The organism is Micromonospora sp. NBC_00858 (assembly GCF_045207365.1).
In the GTDB taxonomy this organism is placed as follows: domain Bacteria; phylum Actinomycetota; class Actinomycetes; order Mycobacteriales; family Micromonosporaceae; genus Micromonospora.
In genome coordinates this window covers 3,106,614-3,132,959 of record NZ_CP108828.1, presented here as the reverse complement: position 1 = coordinate 3,132,959, position 26,346 = coordinate 3,106,614, and the positions used below count along the sequence as shown (strand labels likewise).

The following is a 26,346-nucleotide window of genomic DNA, read 5'->3' as shown; positions in this document are numbered from 1 at the left end:
TGGCAGGTTCTCCGTTTCGCATTAGGAAACGTCGTTACCACAAACGTAACGAGGGGCGTTGTCCCGTGTCAACCGTCGTTCGGTGGTGGTCAGGACACGCTGTTTCGCTAGGTGGAATCGAGCGAATCGAGCGACCTACACTGCTCTGGAGACCGGACGAACGAACAGCGCTGTGGAGGCCCACCCATGACCAGTCGGACATCCGCGGCGACGGCACCGCCCGTGGCGGAGGACGGCGACGGCCAGTCCCGCTCGATCGCGGCGGTCGAGCGGGCGATGGACGTGCTGCTCTACTTCGGGCGCAGCGGGCGCCCGGACCTGGGCGTCACCGAGATCGCGACCGCGCTGGGCCTGACCAAGGCCGCCGTGCACCGCATCCTCACGGCGCTGCGCAGCCGGGAGCTGATCATTGTCGACCCGAGCACCCGTCGCTACGCACTGGGCCACGCGGCCGTCACGCTCGGCCGTGCCTACCTGGCCCGCACCGACCTGCGCGCGATGGCCGGCCCGGAGCTGCGCGCGCTGGCGGCCGAGACGGGCGAGACCGCCACGCTGTCGCTGCGCCGGGGCGACACCCGGCTGTACGTCGACCAGGTGGTGCCCGAGCACGAGCTGCGGCTGGACGTCAACATCGGCATCCCGTACCCGCTGCATGCCGGCAGCTCGTCCAAGGCGTTCCTGGCCTTCGTCGCCGAGGACGAGCTCGATGCCTACCTGGAGCGGCACCGGCTCGACGAGCTCACCGACCGCACCATCACCGACCCGGTGAAGCTGCGCAAGGAGCTGGCCGCCATCCGTAAGCGCGGATATGCCACCTCGCGCGGTGAACGCCAGCCCGGCGCGACGTCGATCGCGGCGCCGGTCTTCGACCACGACGGGCACGTGGTGGCGGTCGTCAGCGTGGCCGGGCCGGTGGGGCGGTTCAAGCCGGACTCGCCCGACCTGGCGAAGTCGCTGCTGAAGGCGACCAGCCGGATCTCCGCTCAGCTTGGCTACCACGGCGCCTGACCGACCTGCCCGGGTCACAGCGCCGCGAGCGGCTTCAGCACGCCAAGCGCCGCGGCCGCCAGCACGCTGCCCCAGATGCCCCACACGTAGGGTAGGCAGCCGTCGATCGCCCGCCGCATCGTGCGCTCCACCTCCGGTGTGGAGCCGGTCGTCATCAGCGTGCCGAAGGCCGGCCCGAACGGGCGCAGGGTGAGCCGGATGCCCAGTCCGCAGGCGATCGCGACGCTGTAGAGCAGGATCTTGCCGCCCAGCCACTTCGGGTTGGTGTCCACGCCGAACGGTGCGGCGGCGAAGAGCGTGTAGAGCGCGGTCCCGGCCAGCCCGGCGATCAGCACGATCCGGATCGTCCAGTCCGCCCGGCGCACCCACCGGCGGTGGCCCGGGCGGTGGTGGTCGGAGATCGTGGCGGCCAGCCAGCCCGCCGCGAACACCCAGAGCAGCGCGACGATCGGCCAGCCGAACGGGTTGATCCCGAAGGCCCGCGCGCCGTGCGGGTCCAGCGCCATCAGCGTGACGCCGCTGGGCAGGAAGAGCACCAGGCAGATCTTGGGCCCCAGGTCGAGTCCGCTCATGATCTTCAGTGCGGTGGCCCGGGCGGCCGGCGTGAGATCGGGCCTGAGGACGAACCGGCTCGACCAGAAGACCCCGAGATCTCCGCCCAGCCAGAAGACGAAGAGCACGATGTGCAGCAGAATCCACCAGCCGTACGGGTGCGGTCCCATGAGGCCTCCTTGACGTCTCGACCACCAATGGAAACACTGTATCCGTAGCCGAAACAAGGGCCGCGCCTCGCCGGGGCGGTGTCGAGCGGAAGGGCCCGAAGCCGTTGAGGTCGTACCTGTACGTGCCCGGGGACGCGCCCGACAAGCTGGCCAAGGCGGCGGGGCGCGGCGCGGACGCAGTGATCGTCGACCTGGAGGACGCGGTGCCGCCGGCCGGCAAGGACGCCGCCCGCTCGGCGGTCGCCGCCTTCCTGCGCTCCGCGCCGCCCGGGGTCGCCTGGTGGGTGCGGATCAACCCGGGCCGGCTGGGCCACGTCGACGCGGCGACCGTTGTTGGGCCGGGGCTCGCCGGGCTCTGCGTGGCGAAGGCCGAGTCCGCCGCCGAACTGACCGCCCTCGATGAGGTGCTCGGCGCGGCCGAGTCGGCGGCCGAGTTGCCGGCGGGCACGACCGCCGTGGTGCCGCTGCTGGAGTCGGCGGCGGCCGTGGTCGCGGCCCTCGACATCGCCCGCGCACCCCGGGTACGGCGGCTGCAGCTCGGCGAGGCGGACCTGCGCGCCGACCTCGGCGTCACACTCGGGCCGGACGAACGGGAACTGCTGTTCGTCCGCTCGCAGGTGGTGCTGGCCAGCGCGGCGGTCGGCATCGAGCCCCCGGTGGCGCCGGTCAGCACCGACTTCCGAGACCTGGTCGCGCTGCGCGCGTCGACGATGGCGCTGCGGCGGCTCGGCTTCGTCGGCCGGGCCTGCATCCACCCGGCGCAGGTCGCGGTGGTGAACGAGGCGTTCACCCCCGCACCGGACGAGGTGGCGACGGCGGCGGACCTGCTGGCCCGCTTCGACGCGGCGGTCCGCGACGGCGTCGGGGTCTGCCTCGACGCGCGGGGCCGGCTGGTGGACGAGGCGGTGGTCCGCTCCGCCCGGCGCCTGCTCGCCCTGGCGGAGTAGGCGCCCGCGCAAGGCACGGGCATTCGCGGCCCGGGCGGGCGTGGATGCGGCGGTGGGCATGGCCGGCCGGGACCGGCCTCAGGCAGCCGAGGCGGTCAGCGCAAGTAGCGCCGACGGCGTCACCCCGGCGCCGAGCACGGCGTCGCGCAGCGCGGCGATCCGCGCCGGTGGAAGCGCCCGCTCGGCGTTGAGCTGGAACTTCGTCGCCAGATCGGCCGCGCTCAACGGATGCTGCGGCCCGCCGCGTGACGAGTCGACCCGGTGCTCCAGGAGGGCGCCGCCGCGGGTCCGGACCCGCAGCACCGCCGCGAACGCACGCGGGAACAGTTCCGACGCCCGGGGGTCGGCCACGCACCGGACCCGGGCCGCCAGCGCCAGTCGGTCGGCCGACAACTCGCCGGCGAAGTCGTCGAGCGACAGCCCCAGGCCGCCACCGCCGAGCAGCGCCGCCGCGATCGTGTACGGGCCGGAGAACTTCGCGTGGTACGCGCTGCGCGGGCGGATCTTCTCGGCGGTGGGTTCGGCGATGGTACGGAGGACCGGGGCGGCCACCCCCAGCTCGATCTCGGCGACGTCGGCCGGGTCGAGCCCACCGGCCCGCAGCGCCAGTGCACAGTCGACGCCGGGGTGGGTGAAGTGGTTCGACGGGTACGGCTTGTAGACCGTGCGCAGCACCTCCCAGTCGGTGCCCAGCCTGCGCAGCAGCGCGTCGGCGGTGAAGTCGCCGGTGTGCGCGGTGAAGAAGCCGAACCGTCCCTCCAGTACGGTCGGTGGCCCGGTCAGCCCGTCGGCCGCCAGCACCGCCGCGCTCACCCCGGCGTGGGCGGCCCAGCCGCAGTGGGCCTGCTTGATCGAGCCGCCGGTGCGGTTGGCCTCCAGGATGCCGGCGCCCATGCTGGCGGCGATCCCGATGGCATGGCCGATGCCCGTGGCGTCCAGGCCGTAGAGCAGGCCGGCCGCGACGGCCGCGCCGATCGTGCCGCAGATCGAGGTGGCATGCTGGCCCCGCTCGAAGTAGACGTTGACCCCGGTTTCGGGCAGGTAGCCGGCCATGCCGAGCCGGTTGGTGATCTCGATCCCGGCGGCCACCGCTGGGACCAGGGCCGCGTCGCCGGCAGCCGCACCGGTCCCGACCGCCTCCGCGGCGGCGAGCGCAGCCGGCACGACGCTGGCACTCGGATGCAGCACCGAGGGCAGGTGCGTGTCGTCGAAGTCCAGCGAGTGGGCCAGCACCCCGTTGACCAGCGCGGCGGCCGGAGCGGGCAGCCGGTCGCCGGAGCCGATGACGGTGGCCTCGCCGACGCCGCCCCAGCGCCGCACGGAGCGCAGCGCCGCCGCCGCGGCGTCGGCCCCCGGGTCGGCGTGCGCGGCCAGGGCCAGCCCCAGGATGTCCAGCACCCGGCCGGGGATGTCGGCGCGGACGGCGTCGGGCACCCCGTGGTCGCGGCAGTCGACCGCGAAACGCGCCAGCCGGGCGCTGAGCGTGGGCTCGTCCCCCGGCGCGGTCGCGGTCCCGGCCGTGCTTGCGGCCGCCGTCACGGCAGGACCGCCAGCGGGCGGACCGGGGCGCCGGTGGCCCCGACGATGGGCAGCGGGTTGAGCACGAACAGGAACTCCCGGGCCCCGGTGTCCAGCAGCGGGGCGAGGTTCATCGTCTCCACGATGTTGATCCCGTGCTCCACCAGCAGGATCCGGTGCACCGGCAGGGTGGCGTGCCCGCGTCCGGGCGCGACGTGCTCGAAGGCGATCGTCTCGCCGCCGACGACCCTGGGCGAGCGCTCGGCGAGCCAGCGCGCGGCGGCCGCCCCGGGGCCGGGAACGCCGTCGGCGAGCCCGACGAACGCCGCACCGTCGCCCCACCGGCGCGACCAGCCGGTGCCGATCAGGACCGCGTCGCCCGGTGCGATCCGGGTGTGCCCGGCGGCCCGCTCCAGGTCGTCCGGAGTGATCTCGTAACCCGCCGGCAGCACGGCGGTGGAGTGCACGGCGGCCACGTCGAGCAGCACGGCCCGTCCGACGTACGGGTCGAACGTCTCGATGCCCAGCTCCGCGAAGCCTTCGTGGGACTGCGCTGCCGCAGCCGGTCGGCCGGCGTGCACGAGTCCGTCCTGCGAGACGTGGGCCAGCGCGTCGACGTGGGTACCGACGTGCCCGCCGGTGATGATGACCTCGTTGGCGGAGCTGCCGCCGTCGGCGCGCACCACGTCGCCGTGGCGGCGCTCGATCACCATCCGGAACGGCGGGTGGTTCGGTGACTGGGGCATTCCCCGGCGCAGCGGCTGGGCCAGGTCGATGACCCGGGCCCCGACCAGCGCCGGCCACAGCGCGGTGGCGCCGGGGTCGAGGTCGGGTTGCGGTCCACCGGTGCGGGGGCCCACTCAGATCACGCCTCTCGACTGCAGGTCGGCTCGCTCGTCGGCGCTGAGGCCGAGCCGGTCGCCGTACACGGATTGGTTGTCGGCGCCGGGCGGACGCCCGGTCCACGCGATGACGCCGGGCGTCGCGGACATCCGGTACAGCACGTTGGGCATCCGCAGCGGGCCGAGCACCGGATCCTGCACCGTGGTCACGGTGTCCAGGGCCCGGTACTGCGGGTCGGCGAAGACGTCGGCGATGTCGTAGATCGGGGCGACCGCCGCCTGGGCCGCCTCGAACTCGGCGACCACCTCGGCGAGGTCCCGCTCGGCGATCCAGCCCCCGACGTAGCCGTCGAGCTCGTCGGCGTGCTGTGCCCGGGTGACGCCGCTGGCGAACCACGGTTCGTCGATCACCTCGGGGTGCCCGACGAGCCGCAGCACCCGTTCGGCGATGGCCTGGGCGCTGGTGGAGATCGCCACCCAGCGGCCGTCGCGGGTGCGGTAGGTGTTGCGCGGGGCGTTGTTGACCGACTGGTTGCCGCTGCGCTGCTGCACGGTGCCGAGTTGGTCGTACGCCATCGCCTGCATGCCGAGCACGGTGACCAGCGGCTCGATGATCGCCAGGTCGATGACCTGTCCGTGGCCGGTGCCGGCGGGTCGGCCGGCGTCGCGGTGGTAGAGCGCGGTCATGACGGCCTGGGCGCAGGTGAGCGCGGCGATGCCGTCGGCGAGCCCGAACGGTGGCAGTGTGGGTGGTCCGTCCGGCGGGCCGGTGATGGCCGCGAAGCCGCTCATCGCCTCGGCGAGGGTGCCGAAGCCGGGCCGGTCACGATACGGCCCGTGCTGGCCGAACGCGGTGACCCGGGCGATGACCAGCCCGGGATTGTGTTCCTGCAGCGATTGTGGGGCCAGGCCCCAGCGCTCCAGTGTGCCGGGCCGGAAGTTCTCGATCAGCACGTCGGCCTCGGCGAGTAAGCGGCGAGCCAGCGCGGCGCCCTCGGGTCGACCGAGGTCGAGGGTGACCGTCTGCTTGTTGCGGCCGAGCATGGTCCACCACAGCGGCACGCCGTCCTTGGCTGGGCCGTGTCCCCGCGCGGGGTCACCCTTGACCGGATGCTCGATCTTGATGACCTCGGCGCCGTAGTCGCCCAGGATGGTGGCGGCCAGGGGGCCGGCGAAGAGCGTCGAGGCATCCACCACCGTGATGCCGTTCAGTGCACCGGGCACGGGACCTCCGCTGGGACCGATCGAGGTTTGGGACGCCAATCTAACCGCCCTTTCTCAACAATGGAAACCCCGTTACATTGTCCGAAACGCAGAAGGTGAAGGGGGTACGCGGTGGCGCGTTACGACCTGCTGGTCAAGGGCGGCACGCTGGTGCTGCCGTACGTGGGAACGGTCCGGGCTGATCTCGCCACCCGTGACGGCCGGATCGCCGCCATCGGGGACGACCTCGACCCGGCCGACGCCGCCGAGGTGCTCGACGCCGACGCCAGGCTGGTCTTCCCCGGCGCGGTGGACGCGCACTACCACCTGGGCATCTACCGCTCGCTCGCCGAGGACGCCGCCGAGGAGACCCGCTCCTCCCTGGTTGGCGGCGCGACCACGGTGCTGTCGTACTTCCGGACCGGGCAGCACTACCTCAACCGCACCGGCCCGTACGCCGAGATCTTCCCGGAGGTGCTCGCAGCCGTGGGTGGGCGCGCCTACACCGACTACGGGTTCCACCTCGCGCCGATGGACACCGCGCAGGTCGGCGAGGTGCCCGCGCTGGTCGGCGAGCACGGCGTGTCGTCGTTCAAGTACTACATGTTCTACAAGGGATTCAACCTCAGCGCGGACTCGCGCGACGCAAAAGCCTTCACCATGAGCGACGAATACGATCTTGGGCACCTGTACCAGATCATGGAGGCGGTCGCGGCGGCCAACGGCCCGGACCGGCGCGTCTCGCTGTCGCTGCACTGCGAGCAGTCCGAGCTGATGCGGCTGTTCATCGACCGGGTCCGGGCGGCCGGCGATCCGCAGACCCTCAAGGCATACTCCGACGCCCGCCCGCCGCTGACCGAGCGGGTCGCGATCGGCGAGGCCACCACCCTGGCCGGCGCCACCGGCTGCCCGGTCAACCTGCTGCACCTGTCCTCGGCCGACGCGCTGGACGCGGCCCGGGCTGCCCGGGCCGGGCTGCCCGGCGTCGACATCCGGGCCGAGGTCACCCTGCACCACCTCTGCCTGTCCTACGACGCGCTGACCGGGCTGCGCGGCAAGGTGAACCCCCCGATCCGTACGGTGGCCGATACCGAGGCGCTGTGGGCCGGCGTGCTCGACGGCTCGGTCGACTGGGTGGCCTCCGACCACGCGTGCTGCCTCGAGGAGCACAAGGGCAACGCGCTCTGGCCGGCCCTGCCCGGCTTCGGCGGCACCGCGCTGCTCTACCCGCTGCTGATCAGCGAGGGGATGCACAAGCGCGGGCTGTCGCCGGCCCGGGTCGCAGAGCTGGCCTCGGCGAACCCCGCGCGGGCCTACGGGCTGTGGGGGCGCAAGGGCAACCTCGTGGTGGGCGCGGACGCCGACCTCGCGATCGTCGACCCCGACCTGGAGCGGGAGGTGACGACCGACCTGCTGCTGTCCGGGCAGGACCACTGTCCGTTCGAGGGGCGCAAGGTCCGCGGCTGGCCGGTCGCGACGGTGGTCCGTGGGCACGTCGCGTTTCGCGACGGCGCGGTTACCGGCCCACCGCGAGGGGAGTACGTCGCCAGGTAGGTGTGACCGGGATGTGACGTGGCCGCGGCCACCGGCTGCGTCACATCCCGTCGCCATCACATCCCGTCGCCGGACCACGGGCCGCGCGAACGGGACCGCACCGGCAGGGTCGAGATGACCGGCGCCTCGTCGTGTTCGTGGTAGTTGGTCGCCGTGCCGCCCCACTTGATCCACTCATCGGTGGTGTACCAGTTGATCAGCTCGCCGTCCGATCGGATGATCCAGTCGATGTCGGTCTCGGCGACGAAGTGGCCGTGCTTCACCCCGGCCGGCCGGAAGCAGTAGGTGCCCTCGTCGATGTCGCCGAAGTTGTACGCCATCTTCCCGCCGAGCGTGTAGAACTCCTCGTAGCAGGGGTGGTGGGCCAGCCGGTGGTCACTCCAGCCCTTGTGGGCGCGGATCAGCCGGGTGTAGAAGTTGGTCACCGGGTCGCGGTGCAGCAGCTTGATGTAGAGCGGGGTGATCGGCCCGACCGTCGGGGCCGCGGTCCACTCCATGGCGTTGGAGTCCACCACCGTCACCTCGCCGACGGCGGTGTCCCACCGCGCTGAGGCCGGGCTCCACTGTGCCTTTTCGACGTCGAAACCGCAGTCGCCGTACTCACGCCAGTGCAGCACCGACGAGCCCTCGCGGATCTTGATCCAGTCCATCGGCACGCCCCGCGGCACCTGCAGGTAGCCGCCGGGGCCGATCTCCTGACCGCCGTAGGTCAGCGATCCGGACCGGACGAAGAACTCGGTGTCGGCGTGCGGAACGCCGGGCCCGCGCCCCCAGTCGCTGTCGAACCGCAGCGACAGCGAGGACGATCCATCCTCCTCGTCGGTCGAGAGCCGGCGTTCGCGGACCCCGCCCTCGCCGTGCGGCAGCTCCCCGACGTGCCAGATGTAGTCATTCTCGTGAATCAGTTCGACGTGCGCTCGCACCGCTGCTCCTCAGTTCGCGTTTCAGGGTCTTCCCGGCGGCGTTGCGGGCGGCGCCCCTGCCCGGAGGTGCCAGGGCGCCCGGTGGCCGGCGATGGTGAGATCGGTGCCGTCCGGGACCAGCATGGCTGTAATGGAAACACTGTTTCCACGAGCCCGGCAAGCCTGTCGCCCGCATTGTTCCCCCTAGCGAAACGATGTATCCAGCGCATACGATGCGGCGATGAATCGTGCCGAGCAGCGCGCGGCCCTGCGCGCGGACGGGGTGATCTGAGATGTCCGTCGGTACCGCGCGCGGCGGCACGCTCGATGCCGACTACGCCGGCGCCGGGTTCGCCCGCCGGCTCGGCTGGGGCACCCGGCCCGCGCTCGTGCTGGTCGACCCGGTCGCCGCGTACGCCGTACCCTCGTCGCCGCTGTTTCTGGCCACCGCGGAGGCCGCGCTGGCCGCGATGGCCGCGATGGTGGCGGCGGCCCGCGCGGCCCAGGTTCCGGTGGCCTTCACCGCGGTGCGGTACGCCGACGAGTCCTGCGCCGAGGCGCCCCTGTTCGCCGCGAAGGTGCCGGCGCTGACCGCGTTCGCCGCCGGCAATCCGCTCGGCGACTTCCCGGCCCAGGTGACGCCTGCCCGGGGCGAGTACATCGTGTACAAGCACTACGCCAGCGCCTTCGCCGGCACCGCGCTGGCCGCCTGGCTCACCGCGGCCGGCGTCGACACAGTGGTGCTCGGCGGCTTCTCCACCAGCGGCTGCGTCCGCGCGTCGGCGGTCGACGCCCTGCAGCACGGGTTCCGCCCGATGGTGGTGCGCGAGGCGTGCGCCGACCGCGATCCCGGCCCGCACGAGGCCAACCTCTTCGACCTCGACGCCAAGTATGCCGACGTGGTGCCGCTGGACGACGCGGTCGCCCGGTTTGCCGGCGACTGACCGGACCCGTTCTCCCGACTCGAGTGGGCAGGAGCAGCCATGCACAAGGCAGTCATCACCGGCAGCACCAAGGGGATCGGCTTCGCGCTCGCCCGCGAGCTGCTCTCGCGAGGCCACTCCGTCGTCGTCTCGGGGCGCACGCAAACGGCCGTGGACGATGCCGTCGCGCGGCTGCGCCCGCAGGCCGCCGCAGCGGCCGCCGTGCACGGCTTCGCCGTGGACGTCACCGACGCCGCGCAGGTCGAACGGCTGTGGACCGCCGCGGTCGACGCGCTGGGCGGCGTCGACCTGTGGATCAACAACGCCGGTGTCGCCAACACCACCCGGCGGATCGCCGAGACCGCGCCGGAGGACGTCCGGACGATGGTCACCACGAACATGCTCGGCACCGTGTACGGGTCCCAGGTCGCCGTCCGCGGCATGCTCGCCGCCGGCGGCGGCCAGGTCTTCAACGTGCTCGGCGGCGGCAGCGACGGCCGGATCCGCCCCGGCATGGGGGTCTACTCGGCCACCAAGCGCGGTCTGGACCTCTTCACCCGGGCACTGGTCAAGGAGGTCACCGGTACCGACGTGCGGGTCGGCCAGATCCGCCCCGGCATCCTCATCACCGAGGGGTGGCTGCGCGAGGCCGCCGCCGCGCCGGAGCAGGTGGCGCGGCAGCGCAGGCAGCTCAACATCCTGTGCGACCACGTCGACGACGTCGCGCCATACCTGGTCGAACGGATGCTGGCGAGCACCAGGAACGGCGACGCGATCGCGTGGCTCACCACCGGCCGGATGACCCGCAAGGCCCTCACCCCCGGCAAGCGCGACGTGCTCGCCCGCTACGGACTCTGACCGGTTCGACTCAGGAAGGACGGCACCGGGTGAAGGGTGTGCAGCTCAACATGGCCGCCGGGATCCGCGAGTTCGGCCGGGCCACGCCCGGCCGGGTCGCGGTCGTCGACGGCGAGCACGCCGTGACGTTCGGCGCGCTCGACGAGCGCTCCAACCGGCTCGCGTCCGCGACGCTCGCGCACGGCATCGCCCCCGGTGAGCGGATCGCGGTGCTGAGCAACAACCGCTACGAGTACTTCGAGATATCGGCGGCGATGGCCAAGGCCGGCATCCCGACCGTGCCGCTGAACACGAGGAACAACAGCTCGGACAACGCCTACATCCTGGCCCACTCGCGGGCGAAGGGGATCATCGTGGCCGACGAGCTGGCCGGCAACGTCGACGGGCTGCTCGACGACCTGCCGCTCGTGCTCAGCTTCGCCGGCCAGGTCGGCGAGCGGTACGAGACGTTCCTGGGTCAGGGCCGTGCGGTCGATCCGCAGGTGCCCGTCGACGAGCTCGACCCGTTCTGCGTCACGTACACGTCCGGCACGACCGGGCGGCCCAAGGGCGTCCTGCTGACCCACCGGGGACGGGTCCTCACCGCGTTCGGGGTCGGGCTGGACTACGGGCTCGGCCCCAACCGCAGCACGATCGCCGTCGCGCCGATGTACCACGGCGCGGGGTTCGCGTTCGCCTACACCGCCCCGATGCTCGGCGGCTCGTGCACCGTGCTGCCCACCTGGGATCCGGAGCGGCTGCTGGACCTGATGGTGGCCAGCCGCGCCTCCACGGTGTTCCTGGTGCCCACGCACGCCCAGCACCTCCGCCGGTTCTGCGAGGAGCCGGCCGCCCGGTACGACCTGTCGGCGCTGCGGACGCTGTACTTCAACGCCGCCGCGTTGCCGGTCGCTCTGAAGGAGTGGGTGATCGCCGCGTTCCCCGGCGTCGACGTGCACGAGCTGTACGGCTCGACCGAATGCTCCATCGTCACCAACCTGCGCCCGGAGTTCGCCCTGGAACGGGCCGGCAGTGTCGGGCATCCCTGGTTCTGGAACGAGGTCCGGCTCACCGACGACGACGGCAACGAGGTCGGGCCGGGTGAGCCCGGCGAGCTGTTCGCCCGCTCACCGCTGCTGCTGGCCGGGTACCTCGACGACGAGGAGGCCACCCGGGCCGGGTACGACGCGGACGGGTTCTTCTCCGTCGGGGACGTAGCCGTGCGCGATGAACAGGGATTCATCACCATCGTCGACCGGAAGAAAGACATGATCATCGCGGGTGGGGTCAACATCTTCCCGCGCGAGATCGAGGAGGTCATCGCCCACCACGAGCCGGTCGACGAGGTCGCCGTGGTCGGCGTGCCCGACGAGGTGTACGGCGAGCGCGTCGCCGCGTTCGTGGTCGGCCGCCCGGGGACGCGGATCGACGTCGGGGCCCTGGAGGGTCACGTCCGGCAGCACGTGGCGCGTTACAAGGTGCCCCGCGAGTGGCATGTCGTCGACGTGTTGCCGCGCAACTCGAGCGGCAAGATCCTCAAGCGGGTGATCCGTGACAACTACGTCGCGCGGTATCAAAAGGAGGTCGGCTGATGGGGCTCAAGCAGGGCTGGACCGGGCGGTTCTTCGAGGACTTCGAGATCGGAGATATCTACCAGCATCCCCTGGGACGCACCGTCACGGAGACCGACAACACCTGGTTCACGCTGCTGACCATGAACACCAACGAGATGCACTTCAACGCCGAGTACGCCGCACGGTCGGAGTTCGGCAAGCCGCTCGTGGTGTCGACGCTCACGGTGGCCATCGCGGTCGGGCAGAGCGTCACCGACCTGACCCAGAACGCGTTCGCGAACCTCGGCTGGGACGAGATCCGGATGACCCACCCGGTGTTCGCCGGGGACACGCTCTACAGCGAGTCGCTCGTGCTGGAGAAGCGCGAGTCCGCGTCCCGCCCGCATGCCGGCATCGTCACGGTGCGCACCCGCACGCTGAACCAGCACGGCGACGAGGTCTGCTCCTTCAAGCGCACGTTCTATGTGTACCGCCGGGGCGCCGAACAGCTGGAGAACCTCTTCCCCGTCGGGAAGTCCCCGCTCTCCCTCGACAGCGACCGCGACAGCAGGGAAACGGAATGAGGCTCACGTACCAGCCGTGGGGTGCGACGCTCGCGGAGCTGGCCGACGCCGGGCGCCGGGCGGAACGCGCGGGCGCCGAGGTGCTGTGGGTCTCCGAGCTGCACCGCAGCGCGACAGGCACCGCCGCGGCCCTGGCCGGGGCGACGTCAACCGCACGGATCGGCACCTCGATCGTCCTGGCGTTCACCCGCAGCTCGATGATCACCGCGCTGGAGGCGCTCGACCTGGACGAGCTGTCCGGCGGCCGGTTCGTGCTCGGTCTCGGCTCCGGGGTGCGCCGGCTCAACGAGGACTGGCACAACGTCCCGTTCGGCAAGCCGGTCGGTCACCTGCGCGAGACGGTCCGCAACATACGGCTGTTCTGGGACACCTGCACCACCGGCGCCGAGATCCGTGCCGACGGCGAGTTCGAACCGATGCACATCCGCGGCTACGAGCGGCCGTACCCCGTGCCGCAGCGGCCGATCCCGGTGTACCTGGCCGCGATGGGCCCCCTGATGACCCGACTGGTCGGCGAGATCGGCGACGGCTGGATCAGCCACGAACTGTGCTCACCGGCGTACCTGCGCGAGCAGATCCTGCCCGACCTCACGCTCGGCATCGACCGCGCGAACGGCAAGGCGCGCCATGACCTCGACGTGGTCGTCTCCGCGTGCTGCTCGGTCGCCGCCGACCCGGCGCTCGCCCGCCGCCGCGCCGCCGGTGTGGTCAGCTTCTACGCCACGGTCCGCACGTACGCCGACTTCTTCGCCTTCCACGGCCTCGCCGAGGACCAGCAGGCCGTCATCGACGCGTTCCGGGCCGGTGCTGGCGCGGACCACCTCGCCGGCAGCGTCAGCGACCGGATGGTCGACGCGCTCACCATGGCCGGCACCCGCGACGACGTCGCCGCCCGGATCGCGGCCTACGACGGCATCGCCGACACCGTGAAGCTGAGCCCGCCGACCCATGGGCTGCCGCCCGCCGAGATCCGCGCGGCCCAGGACGAGATCATCGCGCTGATCGGTGAGCTGACGGGAGCGTCCGCATGAGACCGCTGGAGGACCTGCGCATCATCGCGGTCGAGCAGTACGGCGCCGGGCCGTTCGGCAGCGTGCACCTGGCCGACCTCGGCGCCCAGGTCATCAAGATCGAGGATCCGCGGGCCGGCGGCGACGTCGGCCGATACGTGCCGCCGTACGCCGAGGACGAGGACTCGCTCTTCTTCGAGACGTTCAACCGCAACAAGCGCAGCATCTCCCTCGACCTGGATACCGCCGCCGGGCGCGACATCTTCGAGCAACTCGTCGCGGTCTCCGACGTCGTCTACTCCAACCTGCGCGGGGACGTGCCGGAGAAGATGCGCATCCGGTACGACGACCTCAAGCACCTCAACCCGCGCATCGTGTGTGTGGCGCTCACCGGGTTCGGGATGACCGGGCCGCGCAAGCGGGAGCCCGGCTACGACTACGTGTTACAGGGTCTCGCCGGCTGGATGGAGCTGACCGGCGAGCCGGACGGGCCGCCCACCAAGTCCGGGCTGTCACTTGTGGACTACTCGGGCGGCTTCGTGGCCGCGATCTCGCTCCTGGCCGGAGTGCACGCCGCCCGCCGCGACGGCGTCGGCATGGACTGCGACGTCAGCCTGTACGACACCGCGGTGTCGATGCTGACCTACCCCGCGACGTGGCACCTGAACGCCGGCTTCCGGCCGGTACGCACACACCACTCGGCCCACCCGTCGCTCGTGCCGTTCCAGGCGTTCGAGGCCAAGGACGGCTGGATGGTCGTCGGCTGCGCGAAGGAGAAGTTCTGGACCCGGCTGTGCCAGATCGTCGGCCACCCGGAGTGGGCCGAGGCCGGCTCGCCGTACGCGACCTTCGCCACCCGCCGGGAGAACAGCGCCGACCTGGTGCCCCGGTTGGAGGCGATCTTCCGGCAGAAGACCGTCGACGACTGGCTCGCGCAGTTCTATGCCGGGTCGATCCCGTGCGGCCCGATCAACGACGTCGGCGCGGCCCTGGTGGACGAGCACACCGCCGCCCGAAACCTCGTGGTCACCACCGACCACCCCCGGTACGGCGAGGTACGGCAGCTCGCGTCCCCGGTGCGGGTCGGCGACGAGACGCCCACCTACCGCCGGGCGCCGCAGCGCAACGAGGACGTCGCGCTCGTCACCGAGGAGATTCTGGGCCTGGATGCGCAGCAGGTGGCGGCGCTGCGGGCGGCCGGCGCGTTCGGCGACGCCGGGCCGGCACCCGGCGCGGACACCCCCGACACCCCCGACAGCCTCGACACCACGGCCGCGTCACGATGATCGCCGAGGAGCTTGCCGAGTGGGGCACCGGCCACATCGAGGTGCCGGCCGCGGTGCGGGCCGCGGCGCTGCGGCACCTGCTCGACGGGGTCGGCACGGCGCTGGGTGGGTTGCGCGCCGGCTCGGTGGCGGGGGAGTCCGGCGGGCCGGCCCCGATTCCGGCCGTCGCCGTCGCCCGGGCGCTCGGCGGGCCGCCGGAGGCGACGATCATCGGGTCGCGGGGCCGGGTCGGGGCGCCGGCCGCCGCGCTCGCCAACGGCACGCTCGTGCACGCTCTGGACTTCGACGACACCCACGCCGGCGGCCTCGTCCACGCGACGGCCGTGGTGCTGCCAGCCGCGTTCGCCGTCGGTGAGCAGGTCGGCGCGGCCGGCCGGGCCGTTCTCGAGGCCGCCGTCGTCGGCTACGAGACCGTGTGCCGGGTCGCCGCCGCCGCGCCGCACGGCTTCCACGCCCGCGGGCTGCACGCCACGATGGTGGCCGGCGTGTTCTCCTCGGCGATCGTTGCGGCCCGGCTGCTCGGCCTCGGCGCCGCGCGGACCGTCGACGTTCTCGGCATCGCCGGCAGCCAGGCCGGTGGGCTCCTCGCATTTCTCCACGGTGGAGCGTCGACGAAGCAACTGCACCCCGGGTTCGCCGCGCACGCCGGCATCCTCGCCGCCCGGCTGGCCGCGGCCGGGGCCAGCGGCCCCGCGAACGTCTTCGACGGCCCGCACGGTGTGTACGACGCGCTCGCCGCCGGCGCGGTCGACCTCGCGTCCGTCACCGCCGACCTCGGCACGCGCTGGGAGACCACCCGGATCGGCGTCAAGCCGTACCCGGCGTGCCAGCTCTCGCACGCCGCGATCGACGCGGTCCTGCACGCGGTGCGCCGCGGCGGGGTCGGTCCCGGCGACATCGCCGCGATCGACGTCGACGTGCACCCCGACTCGGTGCCCACGGTCTGCGACACCCGGCGGGACCTGGCGCGACCGGCGTCGCCGTACGCGGCGAAGTTCTCGCTGCCGTGGAGCGTCGCCGCCGCCGTTGTCGACGGTGACCTGACCACCGGGACGTACGACCCGGACTCGCTCGGCCGGCCCGAGGTGGAACGCGTTGCCCGGCTGGTGCGCTGGCACGTCACCCCCACCGGCGGGGCCGCGGCCGACGCGCCCGGCGCCGCACGCATCACGCTCGTCGACGGCTCGGCCGTCACCGGCAGCGTGCCGCGCAGCGCGGGCGGCCCGGACAACCCGCTGACCGACGAGCAGCTCGTCGCGAAGTTCCGCGGCAACGCCGGTGGCGACACCACCGAAGTCGTCGACCTGCTACGCCGCCTCGAAGAGCTGGACACCATCGAACCGCTCATGGCGGCGCTGGCCGCCGCCGGTACAGGCAAGGACGGCCCGTGACACTGCACGCCATCAGACCGCGGTCCTTCCGCTGGTTCCCGTACGACGGCTTCACGTTCTGCCTCGGCCTCGCCGAGGGCGACGCGGCCTGGACCTCCGGCCACACCTCGGCCGCGTTCGACGAGGCCGTCGGCAAGATGACGGTCACCGGGGACATGGCGGCGCAGGCGCGCACCGCGTACGAGAAGGTGCTGACGATCCTGGCGGCCGCCGGGTTCGGGCCGCAGGACGTCACCCGGGTCACCGAAAACGTGACCGTCGCCGGGCTCGCCGAGTACGAGGCGGCCGCCGCGGTCCGGCGGGAGGTCTTCGGCGACCACGAGCCCGTGCTACGGACGGTCGTCGTCGAGCGGCTCGTGCGGCGTACCGCGCTGCTGGAGGTCGAGCTGCACGCGGTCCATGGCGGCGGCGAGGTGCTGGCCGCCAGCGAGCCCCGGCGGGCCGGCACCTGGCGGGCCTCCACCGTACGGACCGGCCACGACGGCGCGGTGTACCTGCCGACGATGCTCCCGGTCGACGCCACCGGCGCCGTGGTCCACCCGGGCGACTTCGCCGCGCAGTACGCCTACTGCCTGGACCGGGCAGGGGAGCTGCTCAAGGCGGTCGGGCTGTCCCTCGACGCTGCCGTCACGACCTACGACTACTCGACCCCGGCGACCCGCGACGTGTACCGCCGGACGCACCGCGTGCGGCAGGAACGACTCGGCGGCGCCGGCGTCTACCCGGGCGCGGGCGGCATCCTGATGAGCCGGCTGCACCACCCGGACGCGCTCGTCGCGATCGACGTCACCGCCTCCCGGCACCCCCTGGAACTGGTCAACCCGGGCTGGTCCCGCTACGACACGCTCACCTACGCCCCCGGGGTCAGGGCCGGTCGGACGCTGTACATGTCCGGTTTCGCGGCGCTGGACATGCAGACGCAGCAGGCTCTGCACCCCGACGACATCGTGGCGCAGGCCGAGGCGACCTACGGTGCGATCCTGCACCTGCTGCGCTACGCCGGCCTCGGACCGGAGCACCTGCTGGAGACGACCGAGTACTGCGTCGAGTCCGCGCTGCCGGCGTACCGGGGCGTGGCCGGCGTGCGGGAACGGCTGCTCAGCCCGCCCTGGCCGGCGTCGACCGGGGCGATCTGCAAAGCCCTGCTGCGCCCCGAGTTCCTGTTCGAGGTGTTCCCGACGGCGGTATACCCGGCACGAGCGGTCCGGAGCGAAGCGGAAAAGGCGGCATGAGCGCGGTCCGGAGCGGAGCGGAGGAGACGGCGTGGGCCTGCTGACCGACGAACTGCGCGCACTGCTGGGCACGAGGAAGGTGTACACCGCGCCGGAACCGCTCGGCGCCGCGGCCGGCCGGTACTTCGGCATGGCCGTCGGCGACGACAACCCGCTGTATTCGGACCCCGAGTTCGCCCGCGCGCAGGGCCTGCCGGGCGTGACCGCCCCGCCGACGCTCATCTGCGAGACCAACCAGTACGCGAACCTCCCGATGGACAGCGACGGCTACGCCGGGCACTCATGGCACCTCGACGTCCCCGGCACCCGTCAGGTCCGCGGCGGCAACAGCTACACGTTCCACCGCCGGGTACGCCCCGCTGACGTCATCACCGCGACCTGGGAGATCCACGACCTGACCGAGAAGCAGACCCGCACCGGCGCGGACATGCTCGTGGTCTCCTCGCGCGCGACGTACACCAACCAGGACGGCGAGTTGCTCGCCGTCAACGAGGAGACGATCATCCTGGTCAGCCTGGACGGTGCGGCATGACATCTCGGATGCCACCGAACGCCGGGGATGCGCTGCCCGCGCTGGAGCGCACCATCACACTCACCAACATGGTCGCCTACGCCGGCGCCACCTGGGACTGGTACCGCCTGCACTTCGACCCCGAATTCGTGGCCGCCGCGCGGGTCCCGGGCCCGGTCGTGGACGGGCAGGTCTTCGGGGCGCTCTTCGTCGAGCTGCTGCAGGACACGCTCGGCCCGCGCTGCTTCGTGCACGAGCTGTCGTTCACGTTCCGCAACCTGATGTTCGCCGGTGAAACCGTCCGGTGCGAGGGCACCGTGGTCGAGGTCGGTGCGGACCGCGTCCGGGTCGACCTCTCCGCCACGATCCTGGCCAGCGAGTACGGCCCGCAGCGTCCCGCGGCCCGCCCTGCCCACGCGACGGCCCTACTGGGCGCGGCCGACGGGCCGGGCGCGCGGTGACCGGCGTCGCGATCGTCGGTGCGGCCGAGTGCGACCTCGGCAGCACCGGGAAGTCCACGCTCACGCTGCAGACCCAGGCCGTCACCCGGGCGCTCGCCGACGCCGGGCTGACCCTCGCCGACGTCGACGGACTGGCCACCACCGGGGTGTCCCGCTTCTCCACCACACAGCTCGCCGAGTATCTCGGGCTGCGGCCCCGCTGGGTCGACTCGACGTTCGTCGGCGGGTCGGCCGCCGAGATGATGGTCGCCCGCGCCACGCAGGCGATCGAAGCCGGCCAGGTCACCACCGTGGTCATCAGCTTCGCGTCGAACCAGCGCTCGGCGCGCTCGCGCAGCCTCGGCGGGGTCGTCGAGACGCACACCCCGGAGGCCCAGTTCGAGACGCCGTACGGCCCGCTGTACCCGCTGTCGTACTACGCGATGGCGGCGCAGCAGTACTTCCACCGGTACGGCGGGACGCGGGAGAAGCTGGCCGAGATCGCGATCGCCGCCCGGGAGTGGGCGCTGCTCAACCCGGCCGCGTTCCGCTACGGCGCCGGGCCGCTGACCGTCGACGACGTGCTCGCCGCGCCCATGGTCTCCAGCCCGTTGACCGTCGCTGACTGCTGCCTGGTGACCGACGGCGGCGGGGCCGTCGTGCTCACCGCGCTGGACCGGGCCCGCGACCTGCGGCACCCGCCGGTACGGGTCCTCGGCTACGGCGAGCGGTCGACGAACACGTCGATGACCGCCGTCGAGGACCTGACGGTCACCGGTGCGCGCGAGTCCGGCCGGGAGGCGTTCGCCCGGGCCGGCATCACACCATCCGAGGTGGACGTCCTGGAGGTGTACGACTCGTTCACCATCACCGCCGCGCTCAGCATCGAAGCGCTGGGCTTCTGCGGACCGGGCGAGGTGCTCGACTTCATCCAGGACGGCCGGATCCGTCCCGGCGGTGAGCTGGCGCTGGACACCTCCGGCGGCGGCCTGTCGTACTGCCATCCCGGTCAGTACGGGGTGTTGCTGCTGGTGGAGGCGGTCCGCCAGCTGCGCGGCGAGGCGGGTGCCCGGCAGGTGCCCGACGCCCGGGTGGCCGTGGCGCACGGCACCGGCGGGATCCTGTCAACGCACGCCACGGTCGTGCTGGGAGCGCAGCGATGAACGTACCGCCGCCCGACGACGTGACGGCCGGCTGGTGGGACGCCACCCGGGAGCACCGCTACACGCTGCAGACCTGCGGGTCCTGCGGGCACGTCCAGCACCCGCCGCGAGCGCTGTGTACCACCTGTTCATCCATGGTCGACCTGGGGTTCGTCGAGGCGTCCGGCGACGGCGTCGTGGACACGTTCACCGTGGTGCACCGGGCACCCGTGCCGGGGGTTGCCGTGCCCTACACGGTCGCCCGGATCCGGCTCGCCGAGGGGCCGATCGTGCTGTCCACCCTGGATGGTCATGGCTGGCGGATCGGGGACCCGGTCCGCGTCGGCTGGCACGATCTCGACGACGGCCGGGCACTGCCGGTCTTCCACCGCTGACGGAGGCTCACGCATGGACTTCACGCTCACCGAGGAGCAGCAGGACTTCCGCGCCCTGCTCCGCACGTTCGTCGACCGCGAGATCATCCCGGTCGCGCGGGAGTGGGAGCACGCCGGGCGGTACCCGACGGAGATCGTGCGGGGGATGGCCGAGATGGGGCTGTTCGGCGTCACCGTGCCGGAGGAGTACGGCGGCCTCGACCTCGACCCGGTGTCGTTCGCGCTGGTGTTCGAGGAGCTCTCCCGCGGCTGGATGGGCATCGCTGGCATCCTCGGCAGCCACTCCCTGGCCTGCCGGATGATCGCCGTGCACGGTACCGAGGAGCAGAAGCGGGCCTACCTGCCCGACCTTGCCACCGGCGCCCGGCGGACCGGCATCGGCCTTACCGAGCCGGACGCCGGCACCGACCTGCAGGGCATCCGCACCACCGCCCGGCTCGACGGCGACCACTACGTCGTCAACGGCACCAAGATGTGGATCACCAACGCGCGGTACGCCGACCCGCTGCCGGTGCTGGTCAAGACCGACCCGCACGCCACGCCCGCGCACACCGGCATGAGCGTGCTGCTCGTCGACGCGACGCTGGAGGGCTTCCAGGTCCTGCGGGACATCCCGAAGCTCGGCTACAAGGGCACCGAGTCCTGCGAGATCCTCCTCGACAACGTGCGGGTACCGAAAGACCGGTTGCTCGGCGGCGTCGAGGGCGTCGGCCTCAAGCAGGCGTTGTCCGCCCTGGAGTGGGGCCGGGTCAACATCGCCGCGCGGTCGGTCGGCATCGCGCAGCGCGCCCACGACGAGGCGCTGGCCTACGCCCAGCAGCGCAAGGCGTTCGGCAAACACATCGCCGAGTTCCAGGCGATCCAGCTCAAGCTCGCCACCATCGCGATCCAGTTGCAGGCCGCCCGCCTGATGGCGTACTGGGCGGCCGACGCGGTCCGACGCGGTCGCGCCGACGCGCAGACCGGGATGGCCAAGGTGTTCTGCTCGGAGGTAGCCCTCGAAGCCGCGATCGACGCGATGAAGGTGCACGGCGGCTACGGCTACTCCACCGAGTTCGAGGTCGAGCGCCTCTACCGGGACTCGATCCTGATGAGCATCGGCGAGGGCACGAACGACATCCTGCGAACCGTTGTCGCGAAGGCACTCGTACGCGGCGAGGTGACCATCTGATGCTCCCGGCTCATCGCCGACCTCGAGGGCGCGGTTCTGCCAGCGGAGAAGGATCCCGCCCGCGCGGCAGTTGACCGCGCTCCTCGAAGCCGTCGTCGATGTGCAGCGCCCGGTGCTCGGGCGCCTGTCAGGACAGTTTCAGCCGAGGCTCGAGAATCACCTCGAAGAGCCGGTCCCACGGCAGCTCGACACGCGCCGACTCGAAGCGAGCCAGCGTCGCCGTGAACGTCTTCGCGCCGCGCTGGCCCAGCACGATGTGGTGCCCGGCGAAGTGGTCGGCGAAGTACCGCTCGGTCAGCGGCACCAGCCGCTCACTCACCCAGCCGTCGAAGTAGACCTTCTGCTCGGGGGTGAGCGCGAGCGGGTCCCAGCCCTGCGCCCGTGCGTGCGCGTACGCCTCGACCTGCACGATGTTCTTCCACGGGTCGTCCTTCACGAACCGGTAGAGCAGGTACTCGGCGTGCGCCTGGCCGGGCCCGCGCAGGGCGGGCACGCCGAACCCACTGCCGGAGGAGCGGAGGTACGCCCACCGGGCGGTGCCGTGGCCGAGCGCCAGGCCGAGTGCGTTGCCGCCGGTGTTCCAACCCGAGTACGACAGCAGCGCCGCGAGATCCAGGCCGCTCTCCATCCGCGCGACCAGTTCGTGGTCCGCCTTGTTCACGATGAGCGGGTCCACCACGATGACCGGGGTGCCGGCGGCCAGCAGCTTGCCTATCCGCCCGACGAAGGCGTCCAGGTCAGCGGCCCGCTGCCCGGGTGCCGATGAGGGGGTGTTCACGGCGAGCACGATGTCCGCGTCGCCGCTGACGACCCGTCCCCCCACGGTGGCCACGTGCCGGCGGATGTTCTCCGCGAACGGGATGCCCTCCAGTTGAGCGGTCCAGTCCTCGCCGGAGACGCCGGCGTACTCCACCCGGTAGGTGGGCGCCGTGCCGGCCGCGATCACCCGCGCGACCAGCAACGCGTCGACCTCGTCGGCGCCGGGGAAGATTTCCACCCGGCTGCTGACGCCGAGTTGAGCGACAAGCGCCTCCAGTTCCACCCGCTCGGCTCGGGCCAGGCCGACCGGCGCGGTGTCGTCCTCGGAGAGCACGAGGTGGCTGATGGTGCCGTCGGCGACCCACTCGACCATCAGCCGGTTGACCTGGTGGTTGCGGGCCCGCGCGGCGAGATAGTCCTCAACGACCTGGTCGGGGATCCGCGCCCGGACGGAGTCGAGTTGGGCCCGCAGCTCCTCCTGCCCGAGGTTCATCACCTGGTCGTAGAGCTTCGCCCAGGTGACCAGCAGGTCGCGGTACTTGTCCAGCTCAGTGCCCGTGCTGGTGATGGCGAGGCGTTGGATGGTGTCGTGCACCTCGATCACCGCCCCCGGCTGGGTCGAGCGCAGGGCTCGGATCGCGGCCAGGTTCTCCAGGGCGGCCGCCAGGGTCGGGGCGGCGGTGCGTGAGGCGATCAGGCCGCCGTAGGCGAGCATGCTGACCGAGATCACGTACCCGTTGACGCCGTCGGTGGTGCCGAGCCAGCGGGCGATGGCGGCCCCGTCGCCCGGGGTGAAGAAGCGGCCCAGCAGTTCCCGTGGCGGCAACTGCACCTGGGCGCCGGCGCTCGCCGCGGTCATCTGCGGGGCGTAGGTGTTGACCGGCCGGTCGTCCAACGGGACCAGTGCCACGGTCAACTGCCGTTTGGCCGGCCCTGCGAAGGCGGGCCGGCCGACGGCCACGGTGGTCAGCCCGGCCACGCCGGTGGCCAGGAGGGTACGTCTTCTCATGCTCACTCCCTCTTTCTTGGGGCGCTCGCCGCGCGGGGGGTGGCCGGCACGAGCCTCCGGGTGATCCACAGCGGTGAGGTGACGGCGTTGCCCATCACCACCGCGTGTGCACCCGCCTCGAAGGCCCGGCCGATCTGTTCCGTGCTGCGGTACCGCCCTTCGGCGATCACCGGCACGGGTAGCAGTGCGACGAGTCGCTCCACGAGCCCGAGGTCGGGCCCGTCAGTCGGTGGGCTGGCCGGGGTGTAACCGGACAGTGTGGTGGCGACGGCGTCCGCGCCGGCCTCGACGGCGGCGACGCCCTCGGTTGTGGTGGAGACGTCGGCCAGGACCAGTGCGTCGGTCCGTTCGCGGATCACGCGGACCGTGTCGGCGAAGGGGCGTCCGTCCGGTCGGGGGCGGTCGGTGGCGTCGATCGCGACGATGTCCGCCCCGGCCAGCGCCATCTCGAGCGCGTGGGCCGCGGTCGGGGTGATGAAGACGCCCTCGGTGCCGTGCTTGTACAGCCCGATCACCGGAACGTCGACGGCGGCGCGTACCGCTCTGACGTCGTCCGGTCCGTTGACCCGGACCGCCACCGCGCCGCCGCGTACCACCGCGGCCGCCACCCGGGCCTGGACGTACGGGTCCCGCATCGGGTCGTCAGGCTCGTCGGGCAGCGGTTGGCAGGACACCACCAGCCCGCCGGCCAACTCGTCGAGCACGTTCACCCGTTGGTCCTTTCGAAATCGGGTCTGTCGATGGCCAGTCGGGCGGCGCCGACCACGACGGCGTCAGCGCCCAGCGTGGCGGGCAGCAGCGGAACGTCGGCCCAGCCCGCGGGCAACTCGGCCGAGTAGGCGGCCGACGCGGCGGGCAGCAGGGCGCCGGCCGCCCCGCCGGCCACCAGGACAGCTTCCGGATCGAGCAGGGCCACCAAACCCGCCAGGGCCGCGCCGAGGACACCTCCGGCCCGCTCCACAACCCCCTGGGCGACCCCGTCCCCGGCCGCGGCGCGGTCCGCCACGGTCCGCCCGGTGACGCGGGTGCCGGTCTCGATGGAGTACGCGGCGGCCAGCCCGCTGCCGGAGGCGATCGCCTCCAGATGCCCGTACCGGCCGCACCCGCAGCGCAGCCGTTCGGCGCCCGGGGCCGGCAGATGCCCGACCTCGCCGGCGGCGCCGCGGGCACCAGCCTCGACGCGGCCGTTCCGGACGACCGCCCCGCCCAGCCCGGTGCCGACGGCCACCAGCAGCACCTGAGCGCGGTCCCGTCCGGCGCCGGCCCAGCATTCGCCCAGCGCGGCGGCGTTCACGTCGTTGGTGACCCGCACGGGTCGACCCAGCCGGGCGGCCAGCGCGTCGGCCACCGGGGTGCCGGTCCAGCCGGGCAGGCTGTCGGTGGCGTACCGGATGCCGCCGGTTGCGGGGTCGACCGTGCCGGCGGTGCCCACCCCCACCGGCCCGTCGGCCGCGCCAAGCAGGTCGGTGGCCAGCCGGGCGGCGGCGTCCAGCACGGCCCCGGGCCCGGACCGGGCAGGCGTGGGCACCTCGCGGCGCTCCAGCACCTGCCCGTCCCGGTCGACCAGCGCGGCCGCCGTCTTGGTGCCGCCGATGTCGATGCCGACCACCGGTGTCGTCACCCCTTGAGGCCGGTGTGCGCGAGGCCCTCGACGAACTGCTTCTGCGCGATGACGAAGACCACCAGGACGGGCAGCGCGGTCATTGACGCCGCAGCCATCTGGACGTCCCACATGGGACCGCCGTAGGCGTCGACGAACTGGGTGAGCGCCTGGGGGAGGGTGAACTTCTCCGGAGAGGAGAGGAACACGATCGGTTCCAGGTAGAGGTTCCAGCTGTGCAGGAAGGTGAAGATGGCCACCGCGCCCAGTGCCGGCCGCGACAGCGGCAGGGCGATCCGCCAGAAGGTGGCGAAGCGGCCCAGCCCGTCGACCCGGGCCGCCTCCTCCAGCTCACCGGGGAGGCTGATGAAGAACTGCCGCATGATGAACGTCGCCAGGACGCTGGGCGCGCCGAAGATCGGCACCAGGATCAGCGGCCAGTGGGTGTCGACCAGGCCGAGTTTGAAGAACATCTGGAACAGCGGCACGATCGTCACCTCGCTCGGAATGAGCAGGCCCGCGAGGACGACCAGGAACAACACGTTCTGGCCGCGGAACCGGATGCGCGCGAAGGCGTACCCGGCCAGCGCCGCCACGGCCATGGTGCCAACCGTGACGACCAGCGCGATGTAGAGGCTGTTCAGGTACTGCTGCCCGAACGGCTGCAACTCGAACACCCGCTGGTAGGCGTCGAACCGCGGGTTGGTCGGCAGGAGCTGCGGCGGGAAGGCGAAGATGTCCGCCACCGGCTTCAACGACGAGGTGACCATCCACCAGGTCGGGAAGACGAACGGGATCGCCAGGACCAGCAGCACACCGTAGAGCACCAGCTTGGTTCGCCGGGACAGGTCACGATTCATGGAAGACCCACCTCTTGCGCATCTGCCACTGCAGCACAGTGAGGGCGAGCACGATGGCGAACAGCACGATCGACAGCGTGGCGCCGTAGCCGAAGTGATGGAACTGGAAGGCCTGCTGGTACAGGTAGTAGACGAGCACCGTCGTCGATGTGCCGGGTCCGCCCTGGGTGAGCACCGCGATCTGCGCGAAGACCTGCAGCGACCCGACCACGGTGATGATCGAGGTCAGCAAGATCGTCGGGCTGATCAGCGGTACGGTGATCCGCCAGAACTGGCGCATCCGGCTCGCGCCGTCCACCTCCGCGGCCTCGTACAGCTCGGCCGGCACGCCCTGCAGGGCGGCCAGGAACAGCACCATGTTCAGGCCGACGTTCTTGAACACCTGCACGACGATCACGGACACCATCGCGGTGCCCTCGCCGCGCAGCCAGTTCGGCCCGTCCACGCCGACGGTGTCGAGCAGCCCGTTGACCCCGCCGTTGTCCTGAAGCAGGAAGCCCCAGACGATGGTCCAGGCCACCAGCGAGACCACCACGGGGGAGAAGAACAGCGTGCGGAACACGATCGTGCCCCGCAGCCTCTGGTTGAGCAGGACGGCCAGCAGCAAGGCCAGGCCGAGGTTGAACACCACCAGGCCGACCGAGAACAGCCCGGTGGCGCGCAGCACCGCGCCGAGGTTGGGATCATCGGCGAGAGCCTTGTAGTTGTCGGTCCCGACGAAGTCGAAGGTCCCGGCGAGCACGTTCCACTCGTGCAGGCTGTACCAGAGCACGAGGATCAGCGGCAGGATCACGAAGACGATGCTGCCGAGCAGTTGCGGGGCGATGAACAGGTAACCGGCGAGCTGGTCCCGGCGGCGGCTGGTCCAGAACGGCCGGGCCGGGCCCGGGGCGGGCCCGGCAGCAGCCGGGCCCACCCTGGTGTCCGTCTGGGTCATGGTCGTTGGC

At 72.1% G+C, this 26,346-nt stretch carries 26 protein-coding genes; 16 read left to right on the top strand and 10 right to left on the bottom strand.

Features of this window, described 5'->3' with window-relative positions:
- Nucleotides 1–186 precede the first annotated feature (186 nt).
- Nucleotides 187–1,008 carry an IclR family transcriptional regulator gene (locus OG990_RS14655; protein ID WP_406080962.1) on the top strand — a complete coding sequence of 274 codons (822 nt, stop codon included), beginning with the start codon at nt 187–189 and terminating at the stop codon, nt 1,006–1,008.
- A 14-nt stretch (nt 1,009–1,022) separates the two neighbouring features.
- On the opposite strand, the gene OG990_RS14650 is transcribed toward OG990_RS14655, so the two are convergent.
- Nucleotides 1,023–1,730: a hypothetical protein gene (locus OG990_RS14650; RefSeq protein WP_406080961.1), complete on the bottom strand. Its 708-nt coding sequence runs from the start codon at nt 1,728–1,730 to the stop codon at nt 1,023–1,025.
- 104 nt (nt 1,731–1,834) lie between these two features.
- On the opposite strand from OG990_RS14650, the gene OG990_RS14645 reads away from it, so the two are divergent.
- A complete protein-coding gene (locus OG990_RS14645; protein ID WP_406080959.1) occupies nt 1,835–2,677 on the top strand; it encodes an HpcH/HpaI aldolase/citrate lyase family protein in 843 nt (280 codons plus the stop codon).
- A 78-nt stretch (nt 2,678–2,755) separates the two neighbouring features.
- Here the strand turns inward: OG990_RS14645 and OG990_RS14640 are convergent, their stop codons facing one another.
- From OG990_RS14640 to OG990_RS14630, 3 genes are read right to left on the bottom strand one after another with little or no spacing between them, the layout of a single operon-like run.
- A complete protein-coding gene (locus OG990_RS14640) occupies nt 2,756–4,216 on the bottom strand; it encodes an MmgE/PrpD family protein (protein WP_406080957.1) in 1,461 nt (486 codons plus the stop codon).
- The gene (locus OG990_RS14635) at nt 4,213–5,055 is read right to left on the bottom strand and encodes a cyclase family protein (protein ID WP_406080955.1); all 843 of its coding nucleotides are present in this window, start codon (nt 5,053–5,055) and stop codon (nt 4,213–4,215) included. Before OG990_RS14635 ends, OG990_RS14640 begins: the two co-directional genes overlap by 4 nt.
- Nucleotides 5,056–6,261 carry a CaiB/BaiF CoA transferase family protein gene (locus OG990_RS14630; RefSeq protein WP_406080954.1) on the bottom strand — a complete coding sequence of 402 codons (1,206 nt, stop codon included), beginning with the start codon at nt 6,259–6,261 and terminating at the stop codon, nt 5,056–5,058.
- Nucleotides 6,262–6,372: 111 nt separating this feature from the next.
- On the opposite strand from OG990_RS14630, the gene OG990_RS14625 reads away from it, so the two are divergent.
- Nucleotides 6,373–7,794, top strand: coding sequence for a dihydroorotase (locus OG990_RS14625; protein WP_406080953.1), 1,422 nt, complete (start codon nt 6,373–6,375; stop codon nt 7,792–7,794).
- Between the two features lie 56 nt (nt 7,795–7,850).
- Here OG990_RS14625 and OG990_RS14620 read toward each other — a convergent pair whose 3' ends face one another.
- The gene (locus tag OG990_RS14620; protein ID WP_406080952.1) at nt 7,851–8,717 is read right to left on the bottom strand and encodes a DUF4437 domain-containing protein; all 867 of its coding nucleotides are present in this window, start codon (nt 8,715–8,717) and stop codon (nt 7,851–7,853) included.
- 272 nt (nt 8,718–8,989) lie between these two features.
- Between OG990_RS14620 and OG990_RS14615 the strand changes: the two genes are divergently transcribed.
- The 13 genes from OG990_RS14615 to OG990_RS14555 are packed head-to-tail and all read left to right on the top strand — an operon-like array spanning nt 8,990 to nt 21,171.
- Nucleotides 8,990–9,640: an isochorismatase family protein gene (locus OG990_RS14615; protein WP_406080951.1), complete on the top strand. Its 651-nt coding sequence runs from the start codon at nt 8,990–8,992 to the stop codon at nt 9,638–9,640.
- Nucleotides 9,641–9,679: 39 nt separating this feature from the next.
- Complete coding sequence (locus OG990_RS14610; RefSeq protein ID WP_386992412.1) at nt 9,680–10,477, top strand: SDR family oxidoreductase; 798 nt, start codon at nt 9,680–9,682, stop codon at nt 10,475–10,477.
- Between the two features lie 29 nt (nt 10,478–10,506).
- Nucleotides 10,507–12,048: a class I adenylate-forming enzyme family protein gene (locus OG990_RS14605; protein WP_406080950.1), complete on the top strand. Its 1,542-nt coding sequence runs from the start codon at nt 10,507–10,509 to the stop codon at nt 12,046–12,048.
- Nucleotides 12,048–12,593 carry a MaoC family dehydratase gene (locus OG990_RS14600; RefSeq protein ID WP_406080948.1) on the top strand — a complete coding sequence of 182 codons (546 nt, stop codon included), beginning with the start codon at nt 12,048–12,050 and terminating at the stop codon, nt 12,591–12,593. The genes OG990_RS14605 and OG990_RS14600 overlap by 1 nt, the downstream gene beginning before the upstream one ends.
- Entirely contained in the window at nt 12,590–13,624 is a 1,035-nt protein-coding gene (locus OG990_RS14595) for an LLM class flavin-dependent oxidoreductase (RefSeq protein WP_406080946.1), read from the top strand. The genes OG990_RS14600 and OG990_RS14595 overlap by 4 nt, the downstream gene beginning before the upstream one ends.
- Nucleotides 13,621–14,889: a CaiB/BaiF CoA transferase family protein gene (locus OG990_RS14590; protein WP_406080945.1), complete on the top strand. Its 1,269-nt coding sequence runs from the start codon at nt 13,621–13,623 to the stop codon at nt 14,887–14,889. Before OG990_RS14595 ends, OG990_RS14590 begins: the two co-directional genes overlap by 4 nt.
- The gene (locus tag OG990_RS14585; protein ID WP_406080943.1) at nt 14,886–16,280 is read left to right on the top strand and encodes an MmgE/PrpD family protein; all 1,395 of its coding nucleotides are present in this window, start codon (nt 14,886–14,888) and stop codon (nt 16,278–16,280) included. The genes OG990_RS14590 and OG990_RS14585 overlap by 4 nt, the downstream gene beginning before the upstream one ends.
- Nucleotides 16,277–17,512 carry a Rid family hydrolase gene (locus OG990_RS14580; protein WP_406080941.1) on the top strand — a complete coding sequence of 412 codons (1,236 nt, stop codon included), beginning with the start codon at nt 16,277–16,279 and terminating at the stop codon, nt 17,510–17,512. The genes OG990_RS14585 and OG990_RS14580 overlap by 4 nt, the downstream gene beginning before the upstream one ends.
- Before the next feature lie 31 nt (nt 17,513–17,543).
- The gene (locus OG990_RS14575; protein WP_406080939.1) at nt 17,544–18,044 is read left to right on the top strand and encodes a MaoC family dehydratase N-terminal domain-containing protein; all 501 of its coding nucleotides are present in this window, start codon (nt 17,544–17,546) and stop codon (nt 18,042–18,044) included.
- Between the two features lie 8 nt (nt 18,045–18,052).
- Nucleotides 18,053–18,484, top strand: coding sequence for a MaoC/PaaZ C-terminal domain-containing protein (locus tag OG990_RS14570; protein ID WP_406080937.1), 432 nt, complete (start codon nt 18,053–18,055; stop codon nt 18,482–18,484).
- Complete coding sequence (locus OG990_RS14565; RefSeq protein WP_406080935.1) at nt 18,481–19,626, top strand: acetyl-CoA acetyltransferase; 1,146 nt, start codon at nt 18,481–18,483, stop codon at nt 19,624–19,626. The genes OG990_RS14570 and OG990_RS14565 overlap by 4 nt, the downstream gene beginning before the upstream one ends.
- Nucleotides 19,623–20,000 carry a Zn-ribbon domain-containing OB-fold protein gene (locus OG990_RS14560; RefSeq protein WP_406080933.1) on the top strand — a complete coding sequence of 126 codons (378 nt, stop codon included), beginning with the start codon at nt 19,623–19,625 and terminating at the stop codon, nt 19,998–20,000. The genes OG990_RS14565 and OG990_RS14560 overlap by 4 nt, the downstream gene beginning before the upstream one ends.
- Before the next feature lie 13 nt (nt 20,001–20,013).
- Nucleotides 20,014–21,171 (top strand): acyl-CoA dehydrogenase family protein, encoded by a 1,158-nt coding sequence (locus OG990_RS14555; protein WP_328417804.1) that lies wholly within the window; start codon nt 20,014–20,016, stop codon nt 21,169–21,171.
- A gap of 127 nt (nt 21,172–21,298) precedes the next feature.
- On the opposite strand, the gene OG990_RS14550 is transcribed toward OG990_RS14555, so the two are convergent.
- From OG990_RS14550 to OG990_RS14530, 5 genes are read right to left on the bottom strand one after another with little or no spacing between them, the layout of a single operon-like run.
- Nucleotides 21,299–22,939 (bottom strand): DUF4127 family protein, encoded by a 1,641-nt coding sequence (locus tag OG990_RS14550; protein ID WP_406080930.1) that lies wholly within the window; start codon nt 22,937–22,939, stop codon nt 21,299–21,301.
- Nucleotides 22,940–22,941: 2 nt separating this feature from the next.
- Complete coding sequence (locus OG990_RS14545) at nt 22,942–23,649, bottom strand: N-acetylmannosamine-6-phosphate 2-epimerase (protein ID WP_406080928.1); 708 nt, start codon at nt 23,647–23,649, stop codon at nt 22,942–22,944.
- On the bottom strand, nt 23,646–24,560 hold the full coding sequence (locus OG990_RS14540) for an ROK family protein (protein WP_328417798.1): 915 nt from the start codon (nt 24,558–24,560) through the stop codon (nt 23,646–23,648). Before OG990_RS14540 ends, OG990_RS14545 begins: the two co-directional genes overlap by 4 nt.
- Nucleotides 24,557–25,399: a carbohydrate ABC transporter permease gene (locus tag OG990_RS14535; RefSeq protein WP_328417796.1), complete on the bottom strand. Its 843-nt coding sequence runs from the start codon at nt 25,397–25,399 to the stop codon at nt 24,557–24,559. Before OG990_RS14535 ends, OG990_RS14540 begins: the two co-directional genes overlap by 4 nt.
- The gene (locus OG990_RS14530; RefSeq protein WP_328417794.1) at nt 25,389–26,336 is read right to left on the bottom strand and encodes a sugar ABC transporter permease; all 948 of its coding nucleotides are present in this window, start codon (nt 26,334–26,336) and stop codon (nt 25,389–25,391) included. The genes OG990_RS14535 and OG990_RS14530 overlap by 11 nt, the downstream gene beginning before the upstream one ends.
- Nucleotides 26,337–26,346: the final 10 nt, after the last annotated feature.

What these genes read in the sequence shown, in the direction of transcription:
- OG990_RS14655 (WP_406080962.1), top strand. Translation starts at nt 187, where the DNA reads ATGACCAGTCGGACATCCGCGGCGACGGCACCGCCCGTGGCGGAGGAC.
- OG990_RS14650 (WP_406080961.1), bottom strand. Translation starts at nt 1,730, where the DNA reads ATGGGACCGCACCCGTACGGCTGGTGGATTCTGCTGCACATCGTGCTC.
- OG990_RS14615 (WP_406080951.1), top strand. Translation starts at nt 8,990, where the DNA reads ATGTCCGTCGGTACCGCGCGCGGCGGCACGCTCGATGCCGACTACGCC.
- OG990_RS14610 (WP_386992412.1), top strand. Translation starts at nt 9,680, where the DNA reads ATGCACAAGGCAGTCATCACCGGCAGCACCAAGGGGATCGGCTTCGCG.
- OG990_RS14600 (WP_406080948.1), top strand. Translation starts at nt 12,048, where the DNA reads ATGGGGCTCAAGCAGGGCTGGACCGGGCGGTTCTTCGAGGACTTCGAG.
- OG990_RS14595 (WP_406080946.1), top strand. Translation starts at nt 12,590, where the DNA reads ATGAGGCTCACGTACCAGCCGTGGGGTGCGACGCTCGCGGAGCTGGCC.
- OG990_RS14590 (WP_406080945.1), top strand. Translation starts at nt 13,621, where the DNA reads ATGAGACCGCTGGAGGACCTGCGCATCATCGCGGTCGAGCAGTACGGC.
- OG990_RS14585 (WP_406080943.1), top strand. Translation starts at nt 14,886, where the DNA reads ATGATCGCCGAGGAGCTTGCCGAGTGGGGCACCGGCCACATCGAGGTG.
- OG990_RS14570 (WP_406080937.1), top strand. Translation starts at nt 18,053, where the DNA reads ATGCCACCGAACGCCGGGGATGCGCTGCCCGCGCTGGAGCGCACCATC.
- OG990_RS14560 (WP_406080933.1), top strand. Translation starts at nt 19,623, where the DNA reads ATGAACGTACCGCCGCCCGACGACGTGACGGCCGGCTGGTGGGACGCC.
- OG990_RS14555 (WP_328417804.1), top strand. Translation starts at nt 20,014, where the DNA reads ATGGACTTCACGCTCACCGAGGAGCAGCAGGACTTCCGCGCCCTGCTC.
- OG990_RS14550 (WP_406080930.1), bottom strand. Translation starts at nt 22,939, where the DNA reads ATGAGAAGACGTACCCTCCTGGCCACCGGCGTGGCCGGGCTGACCACC.
- OG990_RS14535 (WP_328417796.1), bottom strand. Translation starts at nt 25,399, where the DNA reads ATGAATCGTGACCTGTCCCGGCGAACCAAGCTGGTGCTCTACGGTGTG.
- OG990_RS14530 (WP_328417794.1), bottom strand. Translation starts at nt 26,336, where the DNA reads ATGACCCAGACGGACACCAGGGTGGGCCCGGCTGCTGCCGGGCCCGCC.